17 protein-coding genes, 1 tRNA gene and 1 riboswitch are annotated in these 17,938 nt (G+C 70.9%); of the genes, 11 read left to right on the top strand and 7 right to left on the bottom strand.

Annotation, left to right across the window (positions count from 1 at the left end):
- Positions 1–10: 10 nt before the first annotated feature.
- The 7 genes from ACTFAP_RS09680 (at position 11) to ACTFAP_RS09650 (ending at position 7,303) form a co-directional block, all read left to right on the top strand.
- Positions 11–1,261 carry a cytochrome P450 family protein gene (locus ACTFAP_RS09680; protein ID WP_500468813.1) on the top strand — a complete coding sequence of 417 codons (1,251 nt, stop codon included), beginning with the start codon at positions 11–13 and terminating at the stop codon, positions 1,259–1,261.
- Positions 1,262–1,503: 242 nt separating this feature from the next.
- Positions 1,504–2,472, top strand: coding sequence for a transglycosylase family protein (locus ACTFAP_RS09675; protein ID WP_500468812.1), 969 nt, complete (start codon positions 1,504–1,506; stop codon positions 2,470–2,472).
- A gap of 342 nt (positions 2,473–2,814) precedes the next feature.
- Positions 2,815–2,960: riboswitch (cyclic di-AMP (ydaO/yuaA leader) on the top strand.
- A gap of 3 nt (positions 2,961–2,963) precedes the next feature.
- Entirely contained in the window at positions 2,964–3,653 is a 690-nt protein-coding gene (locus ACTFAP_RS09670; protein WP_453872628.1) for a transglycosylase family protein, read from the top strand.
- A gap of 271 nt (positions 3,654–3,924) precedes the next feature.
- A complete protein-coding gene (gene eno, locus ACTFAP_RS09665; RefSeq protein ID WP_030735770.1) occupies positions 3,925–5,205 on the top strand; it encodes a phosphopyruvate hydratase in 1,281 nt (426 codons plus the stop codon).
- 94 nt (positions 5,206–5,299) lie between these two features.
- Positions 5,300–5,806 (top strand): FtsB family cell division protein, encoded by a 507-nt coding sequence (locus ACTFAP_RS09660; protein ID WP_390121941.1) that lies wholly within the window; start codon positions 5,300–5,302, stop codon positions 5,804–5,806.
- A gap of 13 nt (positions 5,807–5,819) precedes the next feature.
- Positions 5,820–6,368, top strand: coding sequence for a DUF501 domain-containing protein (locus ACTFAP_RS09655; RefSeq protein ID WP_495684249.1), 549 nt, complete (start codon positions 5,820–5,822; stop codon positions 6,366–6,368).
- Positions 6,365–7,303 carry a Ppx/GppA phosphatase family protein gene (locus ACTFAP_RS09650; RefSeq protein WP_500468811.1) on the top strand — a complete coding sequence of 313 codons (939 nt, stop codon included), beginning with the start codon at positions 6,365–6,367 and terminating at the stop codon, positions 7,301–7,303. The genes ACTFAP_RS09655 and ACTFAP_RS09650 overlap by 4 nt, the downstream gene beginning before the upstream one ends.
- Here the strand turns inward: ACTFAP_RS09650 and ACTFAP_RS09645 are convergent.
- Positions 7,300–7,440: a hypothetical protein gene (locus ACTFAP_RS09645; protein WP_158708063.1), complete on the bottom strand. Its 141-nt coding sequence runs from the start codon at positions 7,438–7,440 to the stop codon at positions 7,300–7,302. The genes ACTFAP_RS09650 and ACTFAP_RS09645 overlap by 4 nt on opposite strands.
- A gap of 287 nt (positions 7,441–7,727) precedes the next feature.
- Between ACTFAP_RS09645 and ACTFAP_RS09640 the strand changes: the two genes are divergently transcribed.
- On the top strand, positions 7,728–9,116 hold the full coding sequence (locus ACTFAP_RS09640) for an NAD(P)/FAD-dependent oxidoreductase (protein ID WP_390121939.1): 1,389 nt from the start codon (positions 7,728–7,730) through the stop codon (positions 9,114–9,116).
- Between the two features lie 49 nt (positions 9,117–9,165).
- Here ACTFAP_RS09640 and ACTFAP_RS09635 read toward each other — a convergent pair whose 3' ends face one another.
- The 4 genes from ACTFAP_RS09635 to ACTFAP_RS09620 form a co-directional block, all read right to left on the bottom strand.
- A complete protein-coding gene (locus ACTFAP_RS09635; protein WP_495684246.1) occupies positions 9,166–9,318 on the bottom strand; it encodes a hypothetical protein in 153 nt (50 codons plus the stop codon).
- 46 nt (positions 9,319–9,364) lie between these two features.
- Positions 9,365–9,844 (bottom strand): hypothetical protein, encoded by a 480-nt coding sequence (locus ACTFAP_RS09630; RefSeq protein ID WP_500468810.1) that lies wholly within the window; start codon positions 9,842–9,844, stop codon positions 9,365–9,367.
- Positions 9,801–10,313: a hypothetical protein gene (locus tag ACTFAP_RS09625; protein ID WP_495684244.1), complete on the bottom strand. Its 513-nt coding sequence runs from the start codon at positions 10,311–10,313 to the stop codon at positions 9,801–9,803. The genes ACTFAP_RS09630 and ACTFAP_RS09625 overlap by 44 nt, the downstream gene beginning before the upstream one ends.
- A gap of 202 nt (positions 10,314–10,515) precedes the next feature.
- Positions 10,516–10,905 carry a hypothetical protein gene (locus tag ACTFAP_RS09620; protein WP_500468809.1) on the bottom strand — a complete coding sequence of 130 codons (390 nt, stop codon included), beginning with the start codon at positions 10,903–10,905 and terminating at the stop codon, positions 10,516–10,518.
- 285 nt (positions 10,906–11,190) lie between these two features.
- Between ACTFAP_RS09620 and ACTFAP_RS09615 the strand changes: the two genes are divergently transcribed.
- Positions 11,191–12,462 carry a class I SAM-dependent methyltransferase gene (locus ACTFAP_RS09615; RefSeq protein ID WP_500468808.1) on the top strand — a complete coding sequence of 424 codons (1,272 nt, stop codon included), beginning with the start codon at positions 11,191–11,193 and terminating at the stop codon, positions 12,460–12,462.
- On the opposite strand, the gene ACTFAP_RS09610 is transcribed toward ACTFAP_RS09615, so the two are convergent.
- Both ACTFAP_RS09610 and ACTFAP_RS09605 read right to left on the bottom strand, forming a co-directional pair.
- Positions 12,449–14,983, bottom strand: coding sequence for an ABC transporter permease (locus tag ACTFAP_RS09610; protein WP_500468807.1), 2,535 nt, complete (start codon positions 14,981–14,983; stop codon positions 12,449–12,451). The genes ACTFAP_RS09615 and ACTFAP_RS09610 overlap by 14 nt on opposite strands.
- 95 nt (positions 14,984–15,078) lie before the next feature.
- Positions 15,079–15,858, bottom strand: a complete 780-nt coding sequence (locus ACTFAP_RS09605) for an ABC transporter ATP-binding protein (protein WP_200366735.1) — start codon at positions 15,856–15,858, stop codon at positions 15,079–15,081.
- 458 nt (positions 15,859–16,316) lie between these two features.
- Here ACTFAP_RS09605 and ACTFAP_RS09600 point away from each other — a divergent pair.
- A tRNA-Leu gene (locus ACTFAP_RS09600) sits at positions 16,317–16,398 on the top strand.
- Positions 16,399–16,606: 208 nt separating this feature from the next.
- Entirely contained in the window at positions 16,607–17,830 is a 1,224-nt protein-coding gene (locus tag ACTFAP_RS09595; protein WP_500468806.1) for a helix-turn-helix domain-containing protein, read from the top strand.
- Positions 17,831–17,938: the final 108 nt, after the last annotated feature.

Genomic DNA, 17,938 nt, shown 5'->3' with positions numbered 1-17,938 from the left:
CGTCGTACGGGTGCAGACGACTCCCTCCCCTCCCCTCTTCAGCCGGGAATTCGGCGCCGACCCGTACCCCGCGTACGCCTGGTTGCGGGAGAACGCCCCGGTGTACAAGGCGGAGCTGCCCAGCGGGGTGGCGGCCTGGCTGGTCACCCGGTACGCGGACGCCCGCGCGGCGCTGGCCGACCCGCGGCTGAGCAAGAACCCCGACCGGCACAGCGCGCAGGCGCACCACAGCGGCCGGGTGGGCATCCCGGGGGAGCGCGGCGCCAATGTCATGACGCACCTGCTGAACATCGATCCGCCCGATCACACCCGGCTGCGCCGGCTGGTGGCGAAGGCGTTCACCCCGCGCCGGGTGGCGGCCTTCGAGCCGCGGGTGCGGGAGCTGACCGGCTCGCTGATCGCCTCCTTCGCGGGGCGGGGCGAGGCGGACCTGATTCATGAGTTCGCCTTCCCGCTGCCGATCTACGCCATCTGCGACATGCTCGGCGTCCCCCGGGAGGACCAGGACGACTTCCGCGACTGGGCCGGGATGATGCTGCATCCGTCGGGAAAGCGGGGCGGAGTCGGGCGCTCGGTGAAGCGGATGCGGGCCTATCTCGGCGACCTGATCCACCGTAAGCGCGCCGATCTGGGGGACGATCTGATCTCCGACCTGATCCGCGCCTCCGACCACGGCGAACATCTGACGGAGGACGAGGCGGCCGCGATGTCCTTCATCCTCCTGTTCGCCGGGTTCGAGACCACGGTCAACCTCATCGGCAATGGCCTGTACACGCTGCTGCGCCACCCCGCGGAACTGGCCGATCTGCGCCGGTCGCTGGCGGCGGGGGAGGAGGCGCTGCTGGCGAGCGCGGTGGAGGAGCTGCTGCGGTACGACGGCCCGGTGGAGCTGGCGACGTGGCGGTTCGCGCGGGAGCCGCTCGTGCTGGGCGGGCAGCGGGTGGAGCGGGGCGATCCGGTGCTGGTGGTGCTGGCCGGCGCGGACCGCGATCCGCGCCGGTTCGAGCGGCCCGATGTGCTGGATCTGGCCCGGCGCGACAACCAGCATCTGGGGTACGGGCACGGCATCCACTACTGCCTGGGGGCGCCGCTGGCGCGGCTGGAGGGGCGGGCGGCGATCGGGATGCTGCTGAGCGAACTGCCGGATATCCGGCTTGCGGTGGATCCTGAGGATCTGCGGTGGCGCGGTGGGCTCATCATGCGAGGGCTCCGCTCACTGCCGGTAGAGTTCACATCCAGCCATGTGACGCAGAGTCAGTAGTGTGATCTGTATGTGATCTCGGTGGGATCAGCTTGTGATCGCACCGGAGGGCGGGCTAGGTTCTGCGCTCAACTGCACCACCGCGCCACAGCGGCCGGACAGTACGCAGCACACCGCAGCACACCGCAGCACACCGCAGCACCGCAGTACCGCACCACCGTTTCCATGTCATTCGCACGAGAGGCAGTCACATGCGCTCCGGCACAGGTCGTCATCGTCGTCCCAAGCAGGCCCCCGCTTTCGTGGTGGCCGCGGGAGTCACCGGAGCGGGCATCGCCCTGCCACTGCTGGGCGCCACGTCCGCCAACGCCGTGACCCCCGAGACCTGGGACGCCGCCGCCGCGTGCGAGAGCGACGGGGTGTGGACCGCCAACACCGGCAACGGCTACTACGGCGGGTTCCAGATCCCGCTGGCGCAGTGGGAGGCCCACGGCGGCACCGACTTCGCCAAGCGACCCGACCTCGCCTCGCGGGCGCAGCAGATCACGGTCGCCGAGCGGATGCTGGCGGCGCAGGGCAAGGCCGCGTTCCCCGGTTGTGCCGTGACCACCGGTCTGTGGCAGGAGTACCGCGCCGGCGGCCAGGAGGAGACGGACGCCACCGCCGAGGTGCCCGGCGCCACCGAGAGCGGCATCGGCGAGGTCCTCCCCGAGGAGACGGCGGCGGACACCGAGGACGAGAAGGCCACCGGCTCCGGCGCGGACGCGACGCGGGACGCGGCGGCCGACGGGGCCACGGACAAGAGCACCGGGAAGCCCGCCGACAAGGCCACGGACGAGACGGCGGACGCCGACGCCGACGCCGGCGAGCGGGACGGCGGCTCCGCCGCCGACACCGGCACGGACGGCGGTTCCGGCTCCGGCTCCGGCCGCCACCGGGGTGAGGCCGCGCCCGAGTCGGACGCCCAGCCGGGTGAGAACACCGACGGCACCGGACGGCACGCCGAACGCCCCGCGGACCGCGACGGGGAGCGCACCGACCCGGCCACCGGCGAAACCTCCGAGGAGGACGCCGAGGCGGCCGTGGCGGACGACGCCGCGTCCGGCGCGTACGAGGTCCTCACCGGCGACACGCTCTCGGAGATCGCCGACGCGCTCACGGTGGACGGTGGTTGGCCGGCGCTCTACCAGGCGAACGAATCGGTCATTGGGGACAACCCTGACTATATAGTCCCGGGTCTGCAGCTTGAGTTGGGCGGAAAGGGCGCATAAAGGGCGGATGCGGGCGGCGACTTCCGTACCGTGTTAAGTGTGACCATCGTCTCGTTATGCGGCAATGCCGCCCGACTGGTCCGCACTGTCCGATTCCCCGTTGACCTGCGGAGACATCCCCCGTTCGGAGTCAAGCCCAGGCCGCGCCGCGATCTTCATCGTTCTTGAATCGTTAGTCGGCCTGTGTTTAGTGTCCAGCGCTCGGATTTACACACCGGGCGCCCTGGCCGTACGCCGAATCCTGCCGCCGGCCGGGGGACCACCACTGCGCCACAACCGCTTGGCAGGAGCGGGGGACCCAGTCCGTCACCCGGCGGCCGTCAGGCGGCCGGGCGGCGGAACGCCGTACCGAGACCGATCCGTTCCCCGGAACGGGCCGGACCCGGGGCGGCTTGGGGTGAAGCCGGGACGGATCCGTCCGTCCCGGCCGGGCAACTCACTGACCCGAACCCGACAGCTCACCTCGCAGGCGTCCGGTGAGAAGGATCGTCATGCTGTTCTCCGGTAAGGGCCGTCACCGCCGCCCCTCCAAGCCCACCCGTCTCGCGGCCGCCGCCGGCGTCACCGGTGCCGCCGTCGCCATCCCCCTGATCGGTGCCACCGGCGCCCAGGCCGCCTCCGTGGACACCTGGGACGCCGTCGCCCAGTGCGAGTCGGGCGGCGACTGGTCCATCAACACCGGCAACGGCTACTACGGTGGCCTGCAGTTCTCGAACTCCTCGTGGGCGGCGGCCGGGGGCACCCAGTACGCCCCGCAGGCCGACCAGGCCACCAAGGAGCAGCAGATCGCCACCGCCGAGCAGCTGCTGTCCATGCAGGGCCCCGGCGCCTGGCCGGTGTGCGGCGCCCGTGCGGGTCTGTCCGCCGGCGGCCCGGCCGCCGAGGTGAACCCGGACGCCGGCGCCACCACCGAGGCACCCGCCCCGGCGCAGGAGGCCCCGGTCGAGGAGACCCCGGCCCCGGTCGAGGAAGCCCCGGCCCCGGCCCCGCAGTCCACCGAGAACACCGACGAGAGCGCCCCCGTGGCGTCCGGCGACACCTACACGGTGGTGGCCGGCGACTCGCTGTCGAAGATCGCCGCCGCCCACGGCGTCAGCTGGCAGCAGCTGTACCAGCAGAACAAGTCGGTCGTCGGTGACGACCCCAACCTGATCTTCCCCGGCCAGCAGCTCGCCCTGTGAGCTGACCCGAAGGACCGGCGAAACGATCCTCGCGCCCGGCGCGGGGTGGCGAGCGGCAGCGCAACCTGCCGTTCAGCCGCCCCGCGCCGGGTTTTCTTCCGCTCGTAAACAAAAAGATGCCTGGCCGGAAAACCATCTCTGACCAGCGACAACACCCCCAGCGGCACAGTTTGTGGCGAGCTTGTGAGCGGTGGCGCGACGGGAGCCGGTTAGGCTCAGAGGGTTTCAAGACGCCATAAGACAGACGTCCGTCCAGACGAAGGAGAACCTTGTGCCGTCCATCGACGTCGTCGTAGCCCGCGAGATCCTCGACTCGCGAGGCAACCCCACGGTCGAGGTCGAGGTTGGCCTCGACGACAGCAGTACCGGCCGCGCCGCTGTCCCCTCGGGCGCCTCCACCGGAGCCTTCGAGGCGCTGGAGCTGCGCGACGGAGACGCCGGCCGCTACCAGGGCAAGGGCGTGGAGAAGGCCGTGCTGGCCGTCATCGAGCAGATCGGCCCCGAGCTGGTCGGCTATGACGCCACCGAGCAGCGCCTCATCGACCAGGCGATGTTCGACCTCGACGCCACCGCCGACAAGTCCTCGCTCGGCGCCAACGCCATCCTCGGCGTCTCGCTGGCCGTGGCGCACGCCGCGTCCGAGTCCCGCGACCTGCCGCTCTTCCGCTACCTGGGCGGCCCCAACGCGCACCTGCTGCCGGTGCCGATGATGAACATCCTCAACGGCGGTTCGCACGCGGACTCCAACGTCGACATCCAGGAGTTCATGATCGCCCCGATCGGCGCCGAGTCCTTCTCGGAGGCCGTGCGCTGGGGCGCCGAGACGTACCACACCCTCAAGTCCGTGCTCAAGGAGCGCGGGCTGTCCACGGGCCTTGGCGACGAGGGCGGCTTCGCCCCGAACCTCGACTCCAACCGCGAGGCCCTCGACCTGATCATCGAGGCCATCCAGAAGGCCGGCTACACCCCCGGCCAGGACATCGCGCTCGCCCTGGACGTGGCCGCCAGCGAGTTCTACAGCGACGGCGTCTACACCTTCGAGGGCAAGACCCGCACCGCCGAGGAGATGACCGCGTACTACGCCGAGCTGGTCGAGGCGTACCCGCTGGTCTCCATCGAGGACCCGCTGCACGAGGACGACTGGGAGGGCTGGCACACCCTCACCGTCCAGCTGGGCGACAAGGTGCAGATCGTCGGCGACGACCTGTTCGTCACCAACCCCGAGCGCCTCCAGCGCGGCATCGACTCCGGCACCGCCAACGCGCTGCTGGTGAAGGTCAACCAGATCGGTTCGCTGACCGAGACCCTGGACGCCGTCGAGCTGGCCCAGCGCAACGGCTACCGCTGCATGATGTCGCACCGCTCCGGCGAGACCGAGGACGTCACCATCGCCGACCTGGCCGTCGCCACCAACTGCGGCCAGATCAAGACCGGTGCCCCGGCGCGCTCCGAGCGGGTCGCCAAGTACAACCAGCTGATGCGGATCGAGGAGATCCTGGACGACGCGGCCGTCTACGCGGGCCGCAGCGCCTTCCCGCGCTTCCAGGGCTGACAACCCCGGCCGCCGGTGCCACCGTCCCCGCCACCCGTCCCGTACGGTGGCGGGGACAGCTGTTGGTGCGGGACGGCGTGACGGGGAGGCTGATGTGGCGGCGGACCGGGACCGGTTCTCCACCGCGACCCGGATCAGGGCGCTGGGCGAACAGGCCGCGGCCCGGGTCTACCGGGCACAGAACCGGCGGCTGCGCCGCCCTGTGCGCCGCAGCCGGCTCACCGGCCGGGCGGCGCTGCTGGCGCTGGTCATCTGCGCCCTGATCGTGGCGCTCGCCTACCCGCTGCGCGAGTACGTCTCGCAGCGCTCGGAGATCGGCGACGAGCGGCGCAAGGCACAGGACGCCGAGGAACGCGTGGAGGAGCTGCGGGACGAGAAGGCCCGCTGGCAGGACCCGGCGTTCGTGGAGCAGCAGGCGCGCCGTCATCTGCACTACGTACGCCCGGGGGAGACCGGCTACATCCTCCCCGCCCCGCCCGGCGCCCAGGAGGACGGCGATCAGGAGCGGCTCCGCAACCGGAGCGCGCCCGCCAACCGCCCTTGGTACGACAATCTGTGGGACGGCGTCGACAAGGCCGACCGAGCGGCCCCCGTCCCCTGACACGATGAGAGCGATGACGAACAACACCGAGAGCGACACCGCGACCGACCGCGACACCGCGGCGGTGGCGGCCCAGCTGGAACGGCTCCCGCGCGGACTGCGCGGAGTCGCGCACCGCTGCCCGTGCGGCAACCCCGACGTGGTGGAGACCGCGCCGCGGCTCGAGGACGGCAGCCCGTTCCCCACCACGTACTACCTGACGTGCCCGCGCGCCGCCTCCGCCATCGGCACCCTGGAGGCGAACGGGGTGATGAAGGAGATGACGGCGCGGCTGGCGACCGACCCGGAGCTGGCGGACGCCTACCGGGCGGCGCACGAGGACTACCTCGCGCGCCGGGACGCCATCGAGGTGCTGGAGGGCTTCCCGAGCGCCGGCGGGATGCCGGACCGGGTGAAGTGCCTGCACGTGCTGGTGGCGCACTCCCTGGCGGCGGGCCCCGGGGTCAACCCGCTGGGCGACGAGGCACTCGCCATGCTCCCGGAGTGGTGGAAGAAGGGCCCCTGCGTGAGCGCGGACGGCACGCAGTGCGCGACGGCGACGGCCGAGGGGGCGGGCGCGTGAAGGCGGCGGCGATCGACTGCGGCACCAACTCCATCCGGCTGCTGATCGCCGACGCCGATCCGGCCACCGGGGAGCTGAAGGACCTGGACCGCCGGATGGAGATCGTCCGGCTGGGCCAGGGCGTGGACCGTACCGGGCGGCTGGCCCCCGAGGCGCTGGAACGCACCCTGGAGGCGTGCCGGCGGTACGCGGCGGCGATCGAGGGGCACGGCGTCGAGGCCGGGCGGATCCGCTTCGCGGCGACCTCGGCGACCCGGGACGCGCAGAACCGCGCGGACTTCGTGGACGGTGTCCGGGACATCCTGGGCATCGAGCCGGAGGTCATCACGGGCATGGAGGAGGCCGCCCTGTCGTACACCGGTGCCACCCGCGAGCTGACCGGCGCCGGCACCGCCCTCGTGGTGGACATCGGCGGCGGCTCCACCGAATTCGTACTGGGGAACCGCGAGGTAACAGCGGCCCGCAGCGTGAACATCGGCTGCGTGCGGCTGACCGAGCGGCACGCGCTGAGCGACCCGCCGACGGCCGCTCAGATCGCCGCCCTGACCGCCGACATCGACGCCGCCCTGGACGAGGCCCAGGAAACCGTCCCGCTGACCGGGGCGGACACGCTGGTGGGCCTGGCGGGCTCGGTGACCACGGTGGCGGCGATCGCCCTGGAGCTGCCCGCCTACGACCCCGCGGCGATCCACCACTCCCGCATCCCGGCCGCCACGGTCGGGGCGATCTCCGACCGCCTGCTGGCGTCCACCCACGCCGAACGCGCGGCGATCCCGGTGATGCACCCCGGCCGCACCGACGTGATCGGCGCGGGCGCGCTGATCCTGTCGCGGATCATGGCGCGCAGCGGGACGGCGGAGGTGGTGGTCTCCGAGAGCGACATCCTCGACGGCCTGCTGTGGAGCACCGTGGAGCGGCGGCCTGGCAGGCCCTAGCGCCACACGGTGCAGGAGGCCAGGGCCAGGAGCGGCGCCCCGATCACCAGGAGACAGCCCGCGCCCACCAGCAGGCGGTCGATCGGGGCGGCGAACCGGTGCGGCTGGGCCGGGGGGCGGACGGAGAACTCGGGCACGGTGAACGGTCCTTCCGGTGATCGGGGAGGTTTTCACCGTAGGGCAGAGAACTTCGTGAAGTTTTTCACATGGGCGTGCCGCGGGGAACGGGTGACAACGGCCGAATCGTGATCCACAGGACCCCGCGGCGCACCTCAGGACACCCGTGCCACACCCCCGCGCGGGACAACCCCGCAGGTCGCGGCGGTTAGGGGTGGAAAGGGGCGCGCACTATACCAGAGGGGTCCGGAATCCTTGTGAAGGGCCTCACGAGGTCCCCCTCGGGGGTGGGTGGATACTCGATGGCATGAGCACCACGGAGCGTCCCCGAATCCTCGTCGTGGGTGGCGGGTACGTCGGTCTGTACGCCGCGCGCCGCATTCTGAAGAAGATGCGATACGGCGAGGCGACTGTCACCGTCGTCGACCCGCGCTCGTACATGACGTACCAGCCCTTCCTCCCGGAGGCTGCCGCAGGCAGTATCTCCCCGCGGCACGTCGTGGTGCCGCTCCGTCGCGTTCTGCCCAAGGCCGAGGTCCTCACCGGCCGGGTCACCTCCATCGACCAGGACCGCAAGGTCGCCTCCGTGGCCCCGATCGTCGGCGCCCCGTACGAGCTGCCCTTCGACTACCTGGTGGTGGCGCTGGGCGCCGTCTCCCGCACCTTCCCGATCCCCGGGCTCGCCGAGCAGGGCATCGGCATGAAGGGCGTCGAGGAGGCCATCGGCCTGCGCAACCACGTGCTGGAGCAGCTCGACAAGGCCGACTCCACCACCGATGAGGAGGTCCGCCGCAAGGCGCTGACCTTCGTCTTCGTGGGCGGCGGCTTCGCCGGCGCGGAGACCATCGGCGAGGTCGAGGACATGGCCCGCGACGCCACGAAGTACTACCCGTCCATCAAGCGCGAGGACATGCGCTTCGTGCTGGTCGACGTGGCCGACAAGATCCTCCCCGAGGTCGGGCCCAAGCTCGGCGAGTGGGGCCTGGAGCACCTGAAGAAGCGCGACATCGAGGTCCACCTCAAGACCTCCGTCAACTCCTGCGTGGACGGCCACGTGGAGCTGTCCAACGGCGTGATCGCCGACTCCAACACCATCGTGTGGACGGCCGGCGTCAAGCCCAACCCGGCGCTGGCCCGCTACGGCATCGCGCTCGGCCCGCGCGGCCACGTGGACGTCGACGGCAACCTCCAGGTCCGCGGCACCGACTACGTGTGGGCCGCCGGCGACAACGCCCAGGTCCCGGACCTGGTGCTGCGCGCCCAGGGCGTGGAGAACGCCTGGTGCCCGCCGAACGCCCAGCACGCGCTGCGCCAGGCCAAGGTCCTCGGCGACAACGTGATCTCCGGGATGCGCGGCTTCCCGCAGGGCGAGTACAAGCACGCCTCCAAGGGCGCGGTGGCCGGCCTGGGCCTGCACAAGGGCGTGGCGGCGCTGAAGTTCGGCAAGATGACGCTGCGCTTCAAGGGCCGCATCGGCTGGTACCTGCACCGCGGCTACCACGGCATGGCGGTCCCGACCTGGAACCGCAAGATCCGGGTCTTCGCCGACTGGACCCTGGGGATGTTCCTCAAGCGCGAGGTCGTCTCCCTGGGCGCCATGGAGAACCCCCGCGAGGAGTTCTACGAGGCGGCGGCCCCGGTCACGGCGGCTGCCGAGGCCAAGAAGGCCGAGAAGCCCAAGGCGACCGCGAGCTGAGGCTGCGACACCTGTGACGAGGGGCCCCACCGAAGGGTGGGGCCCCTCGTCATGTCCACGCGTCGAGCCGCAGCAGCACCTGGTGGTTGTGGCCCTCGTGCCAGAACACTTCCCCGGCCACCCGGGACCCCAGGGGCAGCCCCGCCACGGCCCCCTCCCAGGCGCCCCCGGCCCGCCGGGCCCGCTCCTGATACCAGTCCACAGCGCGGATCCCACTCCTCCCGCACGACGGCCGGTGCCGCCCCCTCTCAGCGGGGCATCTGCCAGCCGCTGTCCGTCATCCCCGTGAAGGCGAAGAACGCCTTGCGCTGCTCGGCGTAGGTCGTCACCGCCTCGTACGGAGCGGGGTCGAAGATGTCCACCAGCTCGTCGGTGACCTTCTTGGCCTCCGGATCGACGAGGTACAGGTGCCGGCCCCCGGAGGCGTGCAGCAGGCTGGAGGACATGGTGTCGGGGCGGGCTCCCTGACAGCAGAGCTGGAGCCCTTCGTCCTCCATGTCCAGCTGAAGCTTGGCGAGACAGATGCCGTACGTGCCCCCCTCGTACGTCGTGCGGGCCCCCGACTCCCGCGTCACCTCGACGCGGAACGGCGGCCCGTGGTCCGAGAGCGCGAGCCGCAGTTCCTCGCCCCGCCCGGCACCGTCGGAGGCCAGGAGCGACACTGTCTCGGGTGATCGCCTCACCTCAGCCCGCTGCCGCGGGAGGTCGGCCACGCTCAGCTCCGCCACGGCGCTCTCCACCGACTCCGGGTCCGCCAAGATAGGGCGGCAGGCCCGGATGGACCCCGCAGAAGGTGACGTGGGCGGTGAGCGGCCGCCCCTCGACCGCGGCCCGGGACAGCGACACATGGGCGCGCATCCCCCGCAATCCCTGGTCCTCCGCCGCGGCGAGACCCGAGAGCGCGAAGGCGAACGCCCTGCGCAGCAGAGGCCGCCGCCGGTGACGGTCCTCCAGGGGGAGATCGAAGTCCGTCACCGCTCTTCCGTTCACCGCCGTCTCGAGGGCGACGACATCCCGGAACGCGTCCAGGTCCCCCACGTATCCGTCGAGGAATCCGCGGAGCAGGTACGCCCCGTCGCGAGTGGTGGTCCACCCGCGCTCAAGCACCGGGCGCAGCACGTCGGGCACATCGTCGATCCCCAGCCCCCGGATACCGACATCACCGACCAGCCGCCGCATCGCGTCATTGGTCTTCATCGGTGCTGTGAACTCCTGCTTCCGTGGTCATGGCAGCCAGGCCCTCCCGTACGACGCACCAGCAGGCCACTTCGCGAGCCGGATCCGGTAGAGGCCACTCGTTGCGGGGTGGCACGGTTTCCCGCACCTCGGTCGCCTCCCACCGTCCCCGCGCACGGCGGGCCAGGCGTCGTCGCCGCACACCGCAACGCCGCTTGCTGGATCACTCGGAGACCCGGGCCTTGAGTTCCCCTCCGCTGGACTCCACGGAGACAGTGAACTCTTCCCCGGTGATGTCGATTCCCACGAGAGTGCCCACCTCGTTGAACACGGGACGCTGGAGGACGACGGGCGACCCTTCCGTCGAGAGGCAGACATCAATGCGTTCACGCGAGTAGTCCCCGTGTGGCCAGAAGTATGAGGGCAGATCGGTGCGTGCTTCCTCCTTCAGGGCGAGCGACCAGTCGGTCCACACGGTGCAGACCAGCGCCGTGCGATCGGAGAAGACGACCTGCACCGCCGCCACTGCATTGTCGAGGTCGCGTATCTCGAAAATTCTCAGCACCGTGGCGTGTGAAATGTCCGGGATGATCGACGGATCGCCGGTGGTCATACCGTTCCTCCCACCGAGGGGTCCTCCGCCGTACAGACGCCCCCGGTGCCAGGCGGGACGTCACGGACGGGCATCCCGTGGTCAGCGACGGGCGAACGAGACGATGGGGCCGTCGTCCGTCGCCCACGGTACCCGGGTTCGTCGCGTCGCGCCGCCCCCACAAGCGGCGGAATCGCGGGGCGGGGCGGGGGGTTCCTGCCATGGTGGGCGGGATTGTCCCGATCCCCGTGACGGAGGTGTGTCCGCATGGCCGTTGCCCCTCGACTAGTCGCTCTCGCCGAGCAGATGCTCGGCGCCACTGTGCCGGTACGGATCCGGGCCTGGGACGGCAGCGAGGCGGGGCCGCCGGACGCGGGCGGGCCCGTCATCGTCGTCCGGCACCGGCGTGCGCTGCGCCGGCTGCTGTACAAGCCGGGCGAGATCGGCCTGGCCCGCGCCTGGGTGGCCGGGGACATCGATGTGGAGGGCGACCTCTACGCGGTGCTCGACACCCTCGCCCCCCTCATCTGGGAGCGGGCGGACGCCGGGCTCGCCGCGCCCGGCGGGCGGCGCCGTCTCGCCGCGGTGCGCGAGTTCGCCGCGCTGGCCGGTCCCGGGCTGCCGCCGGCCCCGCCCCGCGAGGAGGTGCGGCACCGGCGCGGCGGCCCGCTGCACTCGCTGCGCCGCGACCGGCGCGCCATCTCGCACCACTACGACGTGGGCAACGACTTCTACCGCCTGGTCCTGGGCCCGTCCATGGTCTATTCGTGTGCCGTGTGGGACGACAAGACGCCCACGCTGGAGGAGGCCCAGAGCGCCAAGCTGGATCTGATCTGCCGCAAGCTCGAGCTGCGCGAGGGCCAGCGCCTGCTGGACGTCGGCTGCGGCTGGGGGGCGCTGGTGCTGCACGCCGCCCGGCACTACGGGGTGCGCGCCACGGGCATCACGCTCTCCGGGGAGCAGGCGGCCCACGCCCGCCACCGGATCGCCGAGGAGGGCCTGGAGGAGCGGGTCGAGATCCGGGTCCAGGACTACCGCGAGACGGGGGACGGCCCGTACGACGCGATCTCCTCGGTCGGCATGGCCGAGCACGTCGGCTCCGACCGCTACCGCGAGTACGCGGCCCGGCTGCACGATCTGCTGCGCCCCGGTGGCCGGCTGCTGAACCATCAGATCGCACGACGCCCCGCTCCCGGTGGGGAGCGGGGCGAGAAGGCGTACCACGTGGATGCCTTCATCGACGCCTACGTCTTCCCCGACGGGGAGCTGGCGCCGGTCGGGCGCACCGTGTCCCTGCTGGAGGAGGCCGGTTTCGAGGTCCGCGACGTGGAGGCGCTGCGCGAGCACTACGCCCTCACGCTGCGCGAGTGGGTGCGCAATCTGGAGAGCCGCTGGGCCGAGGCGACCCGGCTGACCACCCCGGGCCGGGCCCGGGTGTGGCGCCTGTACATGGCCGCCTCGGCGCTGGCATTCGAGCGGGCGCGCATCGGTGTGAACCAGATCCTCGCGGTGCGGATGACCCCCGAGGGGGCGTCCGGTCTGCCGCTGCGCACCCGCGACTGGATCACTCCGTCTTGATCGCCTGCAGCATGTTGAGCTTGGCGGCGCGCCTGGCCGGCCACAGGGCGGCCAGGACGCCGACCAGCGCGGCCAGGGCGAGGAAGACGCCCATCCGTCCCCAGGGCAGCACCAGTTCGTAGGTGTCCATGCTGGTGGCGATCATCTCGCCGGCGGCCCAGCCGAAGAAGACACCCAGGCCGACTCCGAGTACCCCGCCGAACAGGGCGATGACCACCGACTCCAGGCGCACCATCCGCTTGGTGCCGCGCCGGTCCAGGCCGATGGCGCGCAGCATGCCGATCTCCTGCTGGCGTTCGAAGACGGACATGGCCAGGGTGTTGATGACGCCGAGGATGGCGACGATGACGGCCATGGCGAGCAGCCCGTACAGGATGTTCAGCATCAGCGTGAACATGAAGGCGATGTCCTCGGAGATGTCCTGCTTGTCCTGGACGAGGATGGCCGGGTTGCTGCCGAGCGCCTCCTCCAGGGCGGACTTCGTGCCGTCCGAGACGCCGGCGGTGGTGCTGAGCATCACCTGGAAGTCCTGCACGCGCTGCATGTGCGGGGTGATGGTGGCGTTGTCGAGCATGATGCCGCGGATCATCTCGTTGGCCTCGTACACGCCCGTGATGGTCAGCTCGCCGGCGGTGCCGTCCTCGTAGGTGACGCCGAAGCTGTCACCCTCCTGCCAGCCGTGCTTCTCCGCCGTGTCGGTGTCGACCACCGCGTTGTCGCCGCTCAGCCCGTCGAAGGAGCCGGACGCGAAGGGCAGGTTGACCAGCTCGGCGATGGAGTCGCCGTTGACGCCGGTCAGGTACTCGTCCTTGCTGCCGCCGTCCAGGTAGACGGGCGCCATGCGCAGCGGGGAGACGGCGGTGATGTCGGAGCGCTCGGCGAGCGTGTCGGCGATCTCCGGGGACAGCGGGGTGAAGTTGGCGGTGGAGACGACGTAGTCGGCGGTGATCGCCTCGGAGGCCAGCTTGTCGATGGCCTTCTGGGTGCTGCCGGCGATGACCGTCATCCCGGTGATCAGCGTCAGGCCGATCATCAGGGCGGAGGCGGTGGCGGCGGTACGGCGCGGGTTGCGCACCGCGTTCAGCCGCGCCAGCTTGCCGGAGACCCCGCCCAGCCGCAGCAGCGGGGAGGCGGCGGCGATGACCGGGCGGGACAGCAGCGGGGTCAGCACGAACACGCCGATCACCAGCACGGCCGCGCCCAGGCCCATGGTGAGGCCGTTGTCGTCCTGGTTGATGCCGGCCAGCACCAGGGCGCCACCGCCGGCGGCCAGGATCGAACCGATGGTGTTCCGTACCAGCAGACCGCGCGTGGTGGCGGTGGCGTGCACGCTGCTCATCGCGGCGACCGGCGGGATCTTGGCGGCGCGGCGGGCCGGGAGGTACGCGGCCAGCATGGTGACGCCGACGCCGACCACGAGCGAGGCGATCACGGTGGAGACGGTGATGACCAGCGGGCCGTCCGGGACGGTCAGCTCGAAGGCGTTCATCAGCCCGCGCAGCCCCGCGGCGATGCCGACGCCGGCCAGCAGCCCGGAGACCGCGGCGACCACGCCGACGACGAGCGCCTCGATGAGAACGGAGCGGGTGACCTGGCGGCGGCTGGCGCCGACCGCGCGCAGCAGGGCGAGTTCCTTGGTGCGCTGGGCGACCAGCATGGTGAAGGTGTTGGCGATGATGAAGACGCCGACGAACAGCGCGATGCCCGCGAAGATCAGCAGTGCGGTCTGCATGCCGCTCATCGCCATGTCGATCATCTCGGCCTCGTCGTCCGCCAGCTGCTGGCCGGTGATGGCCTCGGCGTCGGCCGGCAGCAGCGCGGTGACCTCGTCCTTGAGCTGCTGTTGCGAGGTGCCTTCGGCGGCCTCGACCGTGATCTGGCTGTAGGCGCCGGGGGCGGTGTAGAGGTTCTGCGCGGTGTCGTTGTCGAACAGCACCAGGGTGCCGCCGGCCGCCACGTTGCCGTCGTCGGTGGTGAAGATGCCGGTGACGGTCTCCTCCCGGACCGGGCCGTTCACCGAGAGACGGACGGTGTCGCCGACCTCGTAGCCGGTGCGCTCGGCGGTCCTGGCGTCGAGGGCGATCTCACCGGGCGCCTCGGGGGCGCGGCCGGCGGACATCGGGTACCGCGTGTCCTCGCCCTCGCCGCCCGGGTAGTAGTTGGCGCCCCGGGAGTCGAAGCCGCCGCCGACGAGCTTGCCGTCCTTGTCGGCGAGAGCGGCGAACCCGGAGGCCACGCCTATGGCGTTGCCGGTGCCGGGGAGCGCGGCGACCTCGGTCAGCAGGTCCTGGCCGAGGTAGGCGGCGGCGCCCGGGCCGGAGGCGTCCGCGTCGTTGTCGGGCCGGACGGCCACGTCGACGTGGGTCAGGCCCTCCTCCGCGCTCTTCTGGAACGCGGTGGAGATGGTCGAGGTGAACACCAGGGTGCCGGACACGAACGCCACGCCGAGCAGGACGGCGAGGGTGGTCATCAGCAGCCTGGCTTTGTGCGCGAGCACATTGCGCAGGGCGGTACGGAGCATGGAGCGGTCCCGGGAGATGGTGGGTGAAGTCTGCGAAGGAGGAAACGGGCGGTGCGGAAGCGGTGCGCGCGGAGGTGCGGTGCGCGCGGGGCGGATCAGCTGGTACGGCCCCGGGCGTCGTACTGCTTCATGTGCTCCAGCACCCGCTCGGCGGTCGGGTCGGCCATGTCGTGCACGATGCGGCCGTCGGCGAGGAAGACCACCCGGTCCGCGTACGCGGCGGCGACCGGGTCGTGGGTCACGATCACCACGGTCTGGCCCAGCTCGCGCACGGAGTTGCGCAGGAAGCCCAGGACCTCGGCGCCGGCCCGCGAGTCGAGGTTTCCGGTGGGCTCGTCACCGAAGATGATGTCCGGCTTGCTGGCCAGGGCGCGGGCCACGGCGACGCGCTGCTGCTGACCGCCGGAGAGCTGCGCGGGGCGGTGCTTGAGCCGCCCGGACAGGCCGACCGTCTCGATGACGCGGTCCAGCCACTCCTGGTCGGGCTTGCGGCCCGCGATGTCCATGGGGAGGCGGATGTTCTCCAGGGCGTTCAGGGTCGGCAGGAGGTTGAACGCCTGGAAGATGAAGCCGATCCGGTCCCGGCGCAGCTGGGTGAGCTTCTTGTCCTTGAGCCCGGTCAGCTCGGTGTCCCCGATGCGGGCGGACCCGGCGGAGATGGAGTCGAGCCCGGCCATGCAGTGCATCAGGGTCGACTTGCCCGAGCCGGAGGGGCCCATGATCGCGGTGAACTCGGCCGCCCGGAACTCCACCGACACGTGATCGAGGGCGACCACCTTGGTCTCGCCCTCTCCGTAGATCTTGGTGAGGTCCGTGGCCCGGGCCGCCGCGGAGCCGGTCGGCGTGGTCGGGGTCTCGGTGGCGATGGTGGACACGGTGGTCTCCTGTCGAACGGTGCGGTGGGCCGGCGGGTCGGCGGTTCGGTGAACCCCCGTGCCGATGAGCCGGTGATCCGGTGCGGCGATGGATGTCGAACGGGCGCGGACGGCGTGCCCACGAAATCCCACGCCCTATCCTTCCGGCCGCGCGCCCCCCTGGGATCCGTCCCGCTGGTGGTTGTGGGGCCTTCTTGAGGGGTACGGGCCGAGCCCGTCCGTCATCCCTGGGGATGACGTCACCCCTGGTGCTCCCGAGGGTTGATTTGCGTCATTCCTTGGGGGTGGAGGGGGCGCGGAGGGGCCGGTGAGGGGCCGGTCCAGAGCTGATGACCCATCAGGGGCTCATAAAATCAGACAACAACGGTGCCAGGCACCGGTGTTAGCAGCTCGTGACCCCGATAAGCTCGGACACGCCCTGTTGCGCACACGCGCTTGGTACGGCTTGGGGATTCTGTGCCCGGATGGTGGAATGCAGACACGGTGAGCTTAAAACTCGCTGACCTTCGGGTCGTGCCGGTTCAAGTCCGGCTCCGGGCACACCACCACCCCAGCCTCTGACCTGCGGGGACAGCCGCGTTCCGGCGCCTTGGCGCCGTAGATTCGGACATCGGTCCGAGCTGACTCCCGGACGGTGAACAATTCCCGCCCCGGGCGCCGCAGGCCGCCGTGGAAGGACACATCGCCGTTCCCCCCGGCCGCGCCGGGGGTACCGTCTGAATGTCCCGTTCGGATGGGAGAGTTCACCATGTCCGAGAGCAGTGACCACCGGTACGACGCGGCGATCGGCCGGCGGATCCAGGCGATCCGCCTCCAGCGCGGGCTGACGCAACAGGGACTCGCCCAGCGGGCCCACATCTCGTACAGCGCCATCACCAAGGTCGAATCCGGCCACCGCGCGGCCACCCCGACCCTGACAGCGGCCTGCGCACGGGCGCTGCGAGTCCCGGTCACGGACCTCACCGGGCAGCCCTTCTTCGATTCGTTGCGCCAGGATCAGCTTGAGGAACTGGTCCAACCGGTACGGGCCGCCGTGGTCAACCCCATGCTGCCACCCGAGGAGGGACTGCGCCCGCGCAGCCCGGTGGACCTGGCAGACGCCATAGACGCGCTGGAAGCGGAGCGACTCCGCGGTGACTACCTATCGGTAGGGGTCGGACTGCCGCCTGTGGTGGATGAACTCCTCACGCTGATCCACGAGAGCGCGCCGGGCCATCAGCGGGAGCGCTTGTATGAGTTGCTCGGTGTTGTGTACCGCTTCGCCCACACCTTCGCCTACAAGTTCGGCTTTCACGATCTCGCGCTCCTGGCGCTGGAACGAGCGGATCAGGCAGCTCAGCACGCCGCCGATCCGTTGCTGCCGTCGGTGGTAGCCGAGAAGCGCGCGATCGTCCTGCTGGCGCACGGCAGCTACCGCCTTGGGCTGCGGGAAATGGCCCGGGCCGAATCCGCCTTGGCGGAGCCTGCCCGCAGGGGGGACGCGCGTGCCTTGTCAGTACAGGGGAGCGTCCATCTGAAGAAGGCGATTCTGGAAGCCCGGAGGCATACCGCCAGTTCGGGTACGGAGGCGGTTGCCCACGTCGAGGAGGCCCGGAAGATCGCCGGCCGAATCTCTGGGCAGCCCGACCCCTACGGCCTGGTCTTCGACTCTTGGAACGTTGAGATCCACTCTGCCGCCATACAGGTCGATCTGGGCGACCTGGGAGCTGCCGTGGAGCGGGGTGAGCGGATTCATGTGCCGAAGGGATGGGCGGTCAGCAGAATCGGGCACCATCACATGGACATGGCGCGGGCGTATGAGCAGTTGGGCCGGGGCGAGGCCTCTCTCCGGTCGCTGACTGCGGCCAAGGCGGTGGCCCCGGTACAGACCCGGTACCACCCCAGCACCCGGGAGACCGTGCTGGCGCTCCTGCGTCGGCACCGGACGCCGCATCGTGCGCTGTCCGGCTTCGCGCGGTGGGTGGGCGTCTAACACATCACAAGGTGGTTCATGGGCCTCTGACTTTCACAAAGTGTGGAAAGCCAGGGTCTCTCCCTTTCGGCACAGTGCTGACGGTCAGCGATCGTCACCTCACTGGAG

Source organism: Streptomyces sp. PH9007, assembly GCF_059813725.1.
The sequence above is the reverse complement of the archived record's forward strand: the minus strand, read 5'-3'. Positions and strand labels throughout refer to the sequence as shown.

What these genes read in the sequence shown, in the direction of transcription:
- ACTFAP_RS09655 (WP_495684249.1), top strand. Translation starts at nt 5,820, where the DNA reads ATGACGAACAACACCGAGAGCGACACCGCGACCGACCGCGACACCGCG.
- ACTFAP_RS09610 (WP_500468807.1), bottom strand. Translation starts at nt 14,983, where the DNA reads ATGCTCCGTACCGCCCTGCGCAATGTGCTCGCGCACAAAGCCAGGCTG.
- ACTFAP_RS09595 (WP_500468806.1), top strand. Translation starts at nt 16,607, where the DNA reads ATGTCCGAGAGCAGTGACCACCGGTACGACGCGGCGATCGGCCGGCGG.
- ACTFAP_RS09670 (WP_453872628.1), top strand. Translation starts at nt 2,964, where the DNA reads ATGCTGTTCTCCGGTAAGGGCCGTCACCGCCGCCCCTCCAAGCCCACC.
- ACTFAP_RS09640 (WP_390121939.1), top strand. Translation starts at nt 7,728, where the DNA reads ATGAGCACCACGGAGCGTCCCCGAATCCTCGTCGTGGGTGGCGGGTAC.
- ACTFAP_RS09625 (WP_495684244.1), bottom strand. Translation starts at nt 10,313, where the DNA reads ATGAAGACCAATGACGCGATGCGGCGGCTGGTCGGTGATGTCGGTATC.
- ACTFAP_RS09620 (WP_500468809.1), bottom strand. Translation starts at nt 10,905, where the DNA reads ATGACCACCGGCGATCCGTCGATCATCCCGGACATTTCACACGCCACG.
- ACTFAP_RS09615 (WP_500468808.1), top strand. Translation starts at nt 11,191, where the DNA reads ATGCTCGGCGCCACTGTGCCGGTACGGATCCGGGCCTGGGACGGCAGC.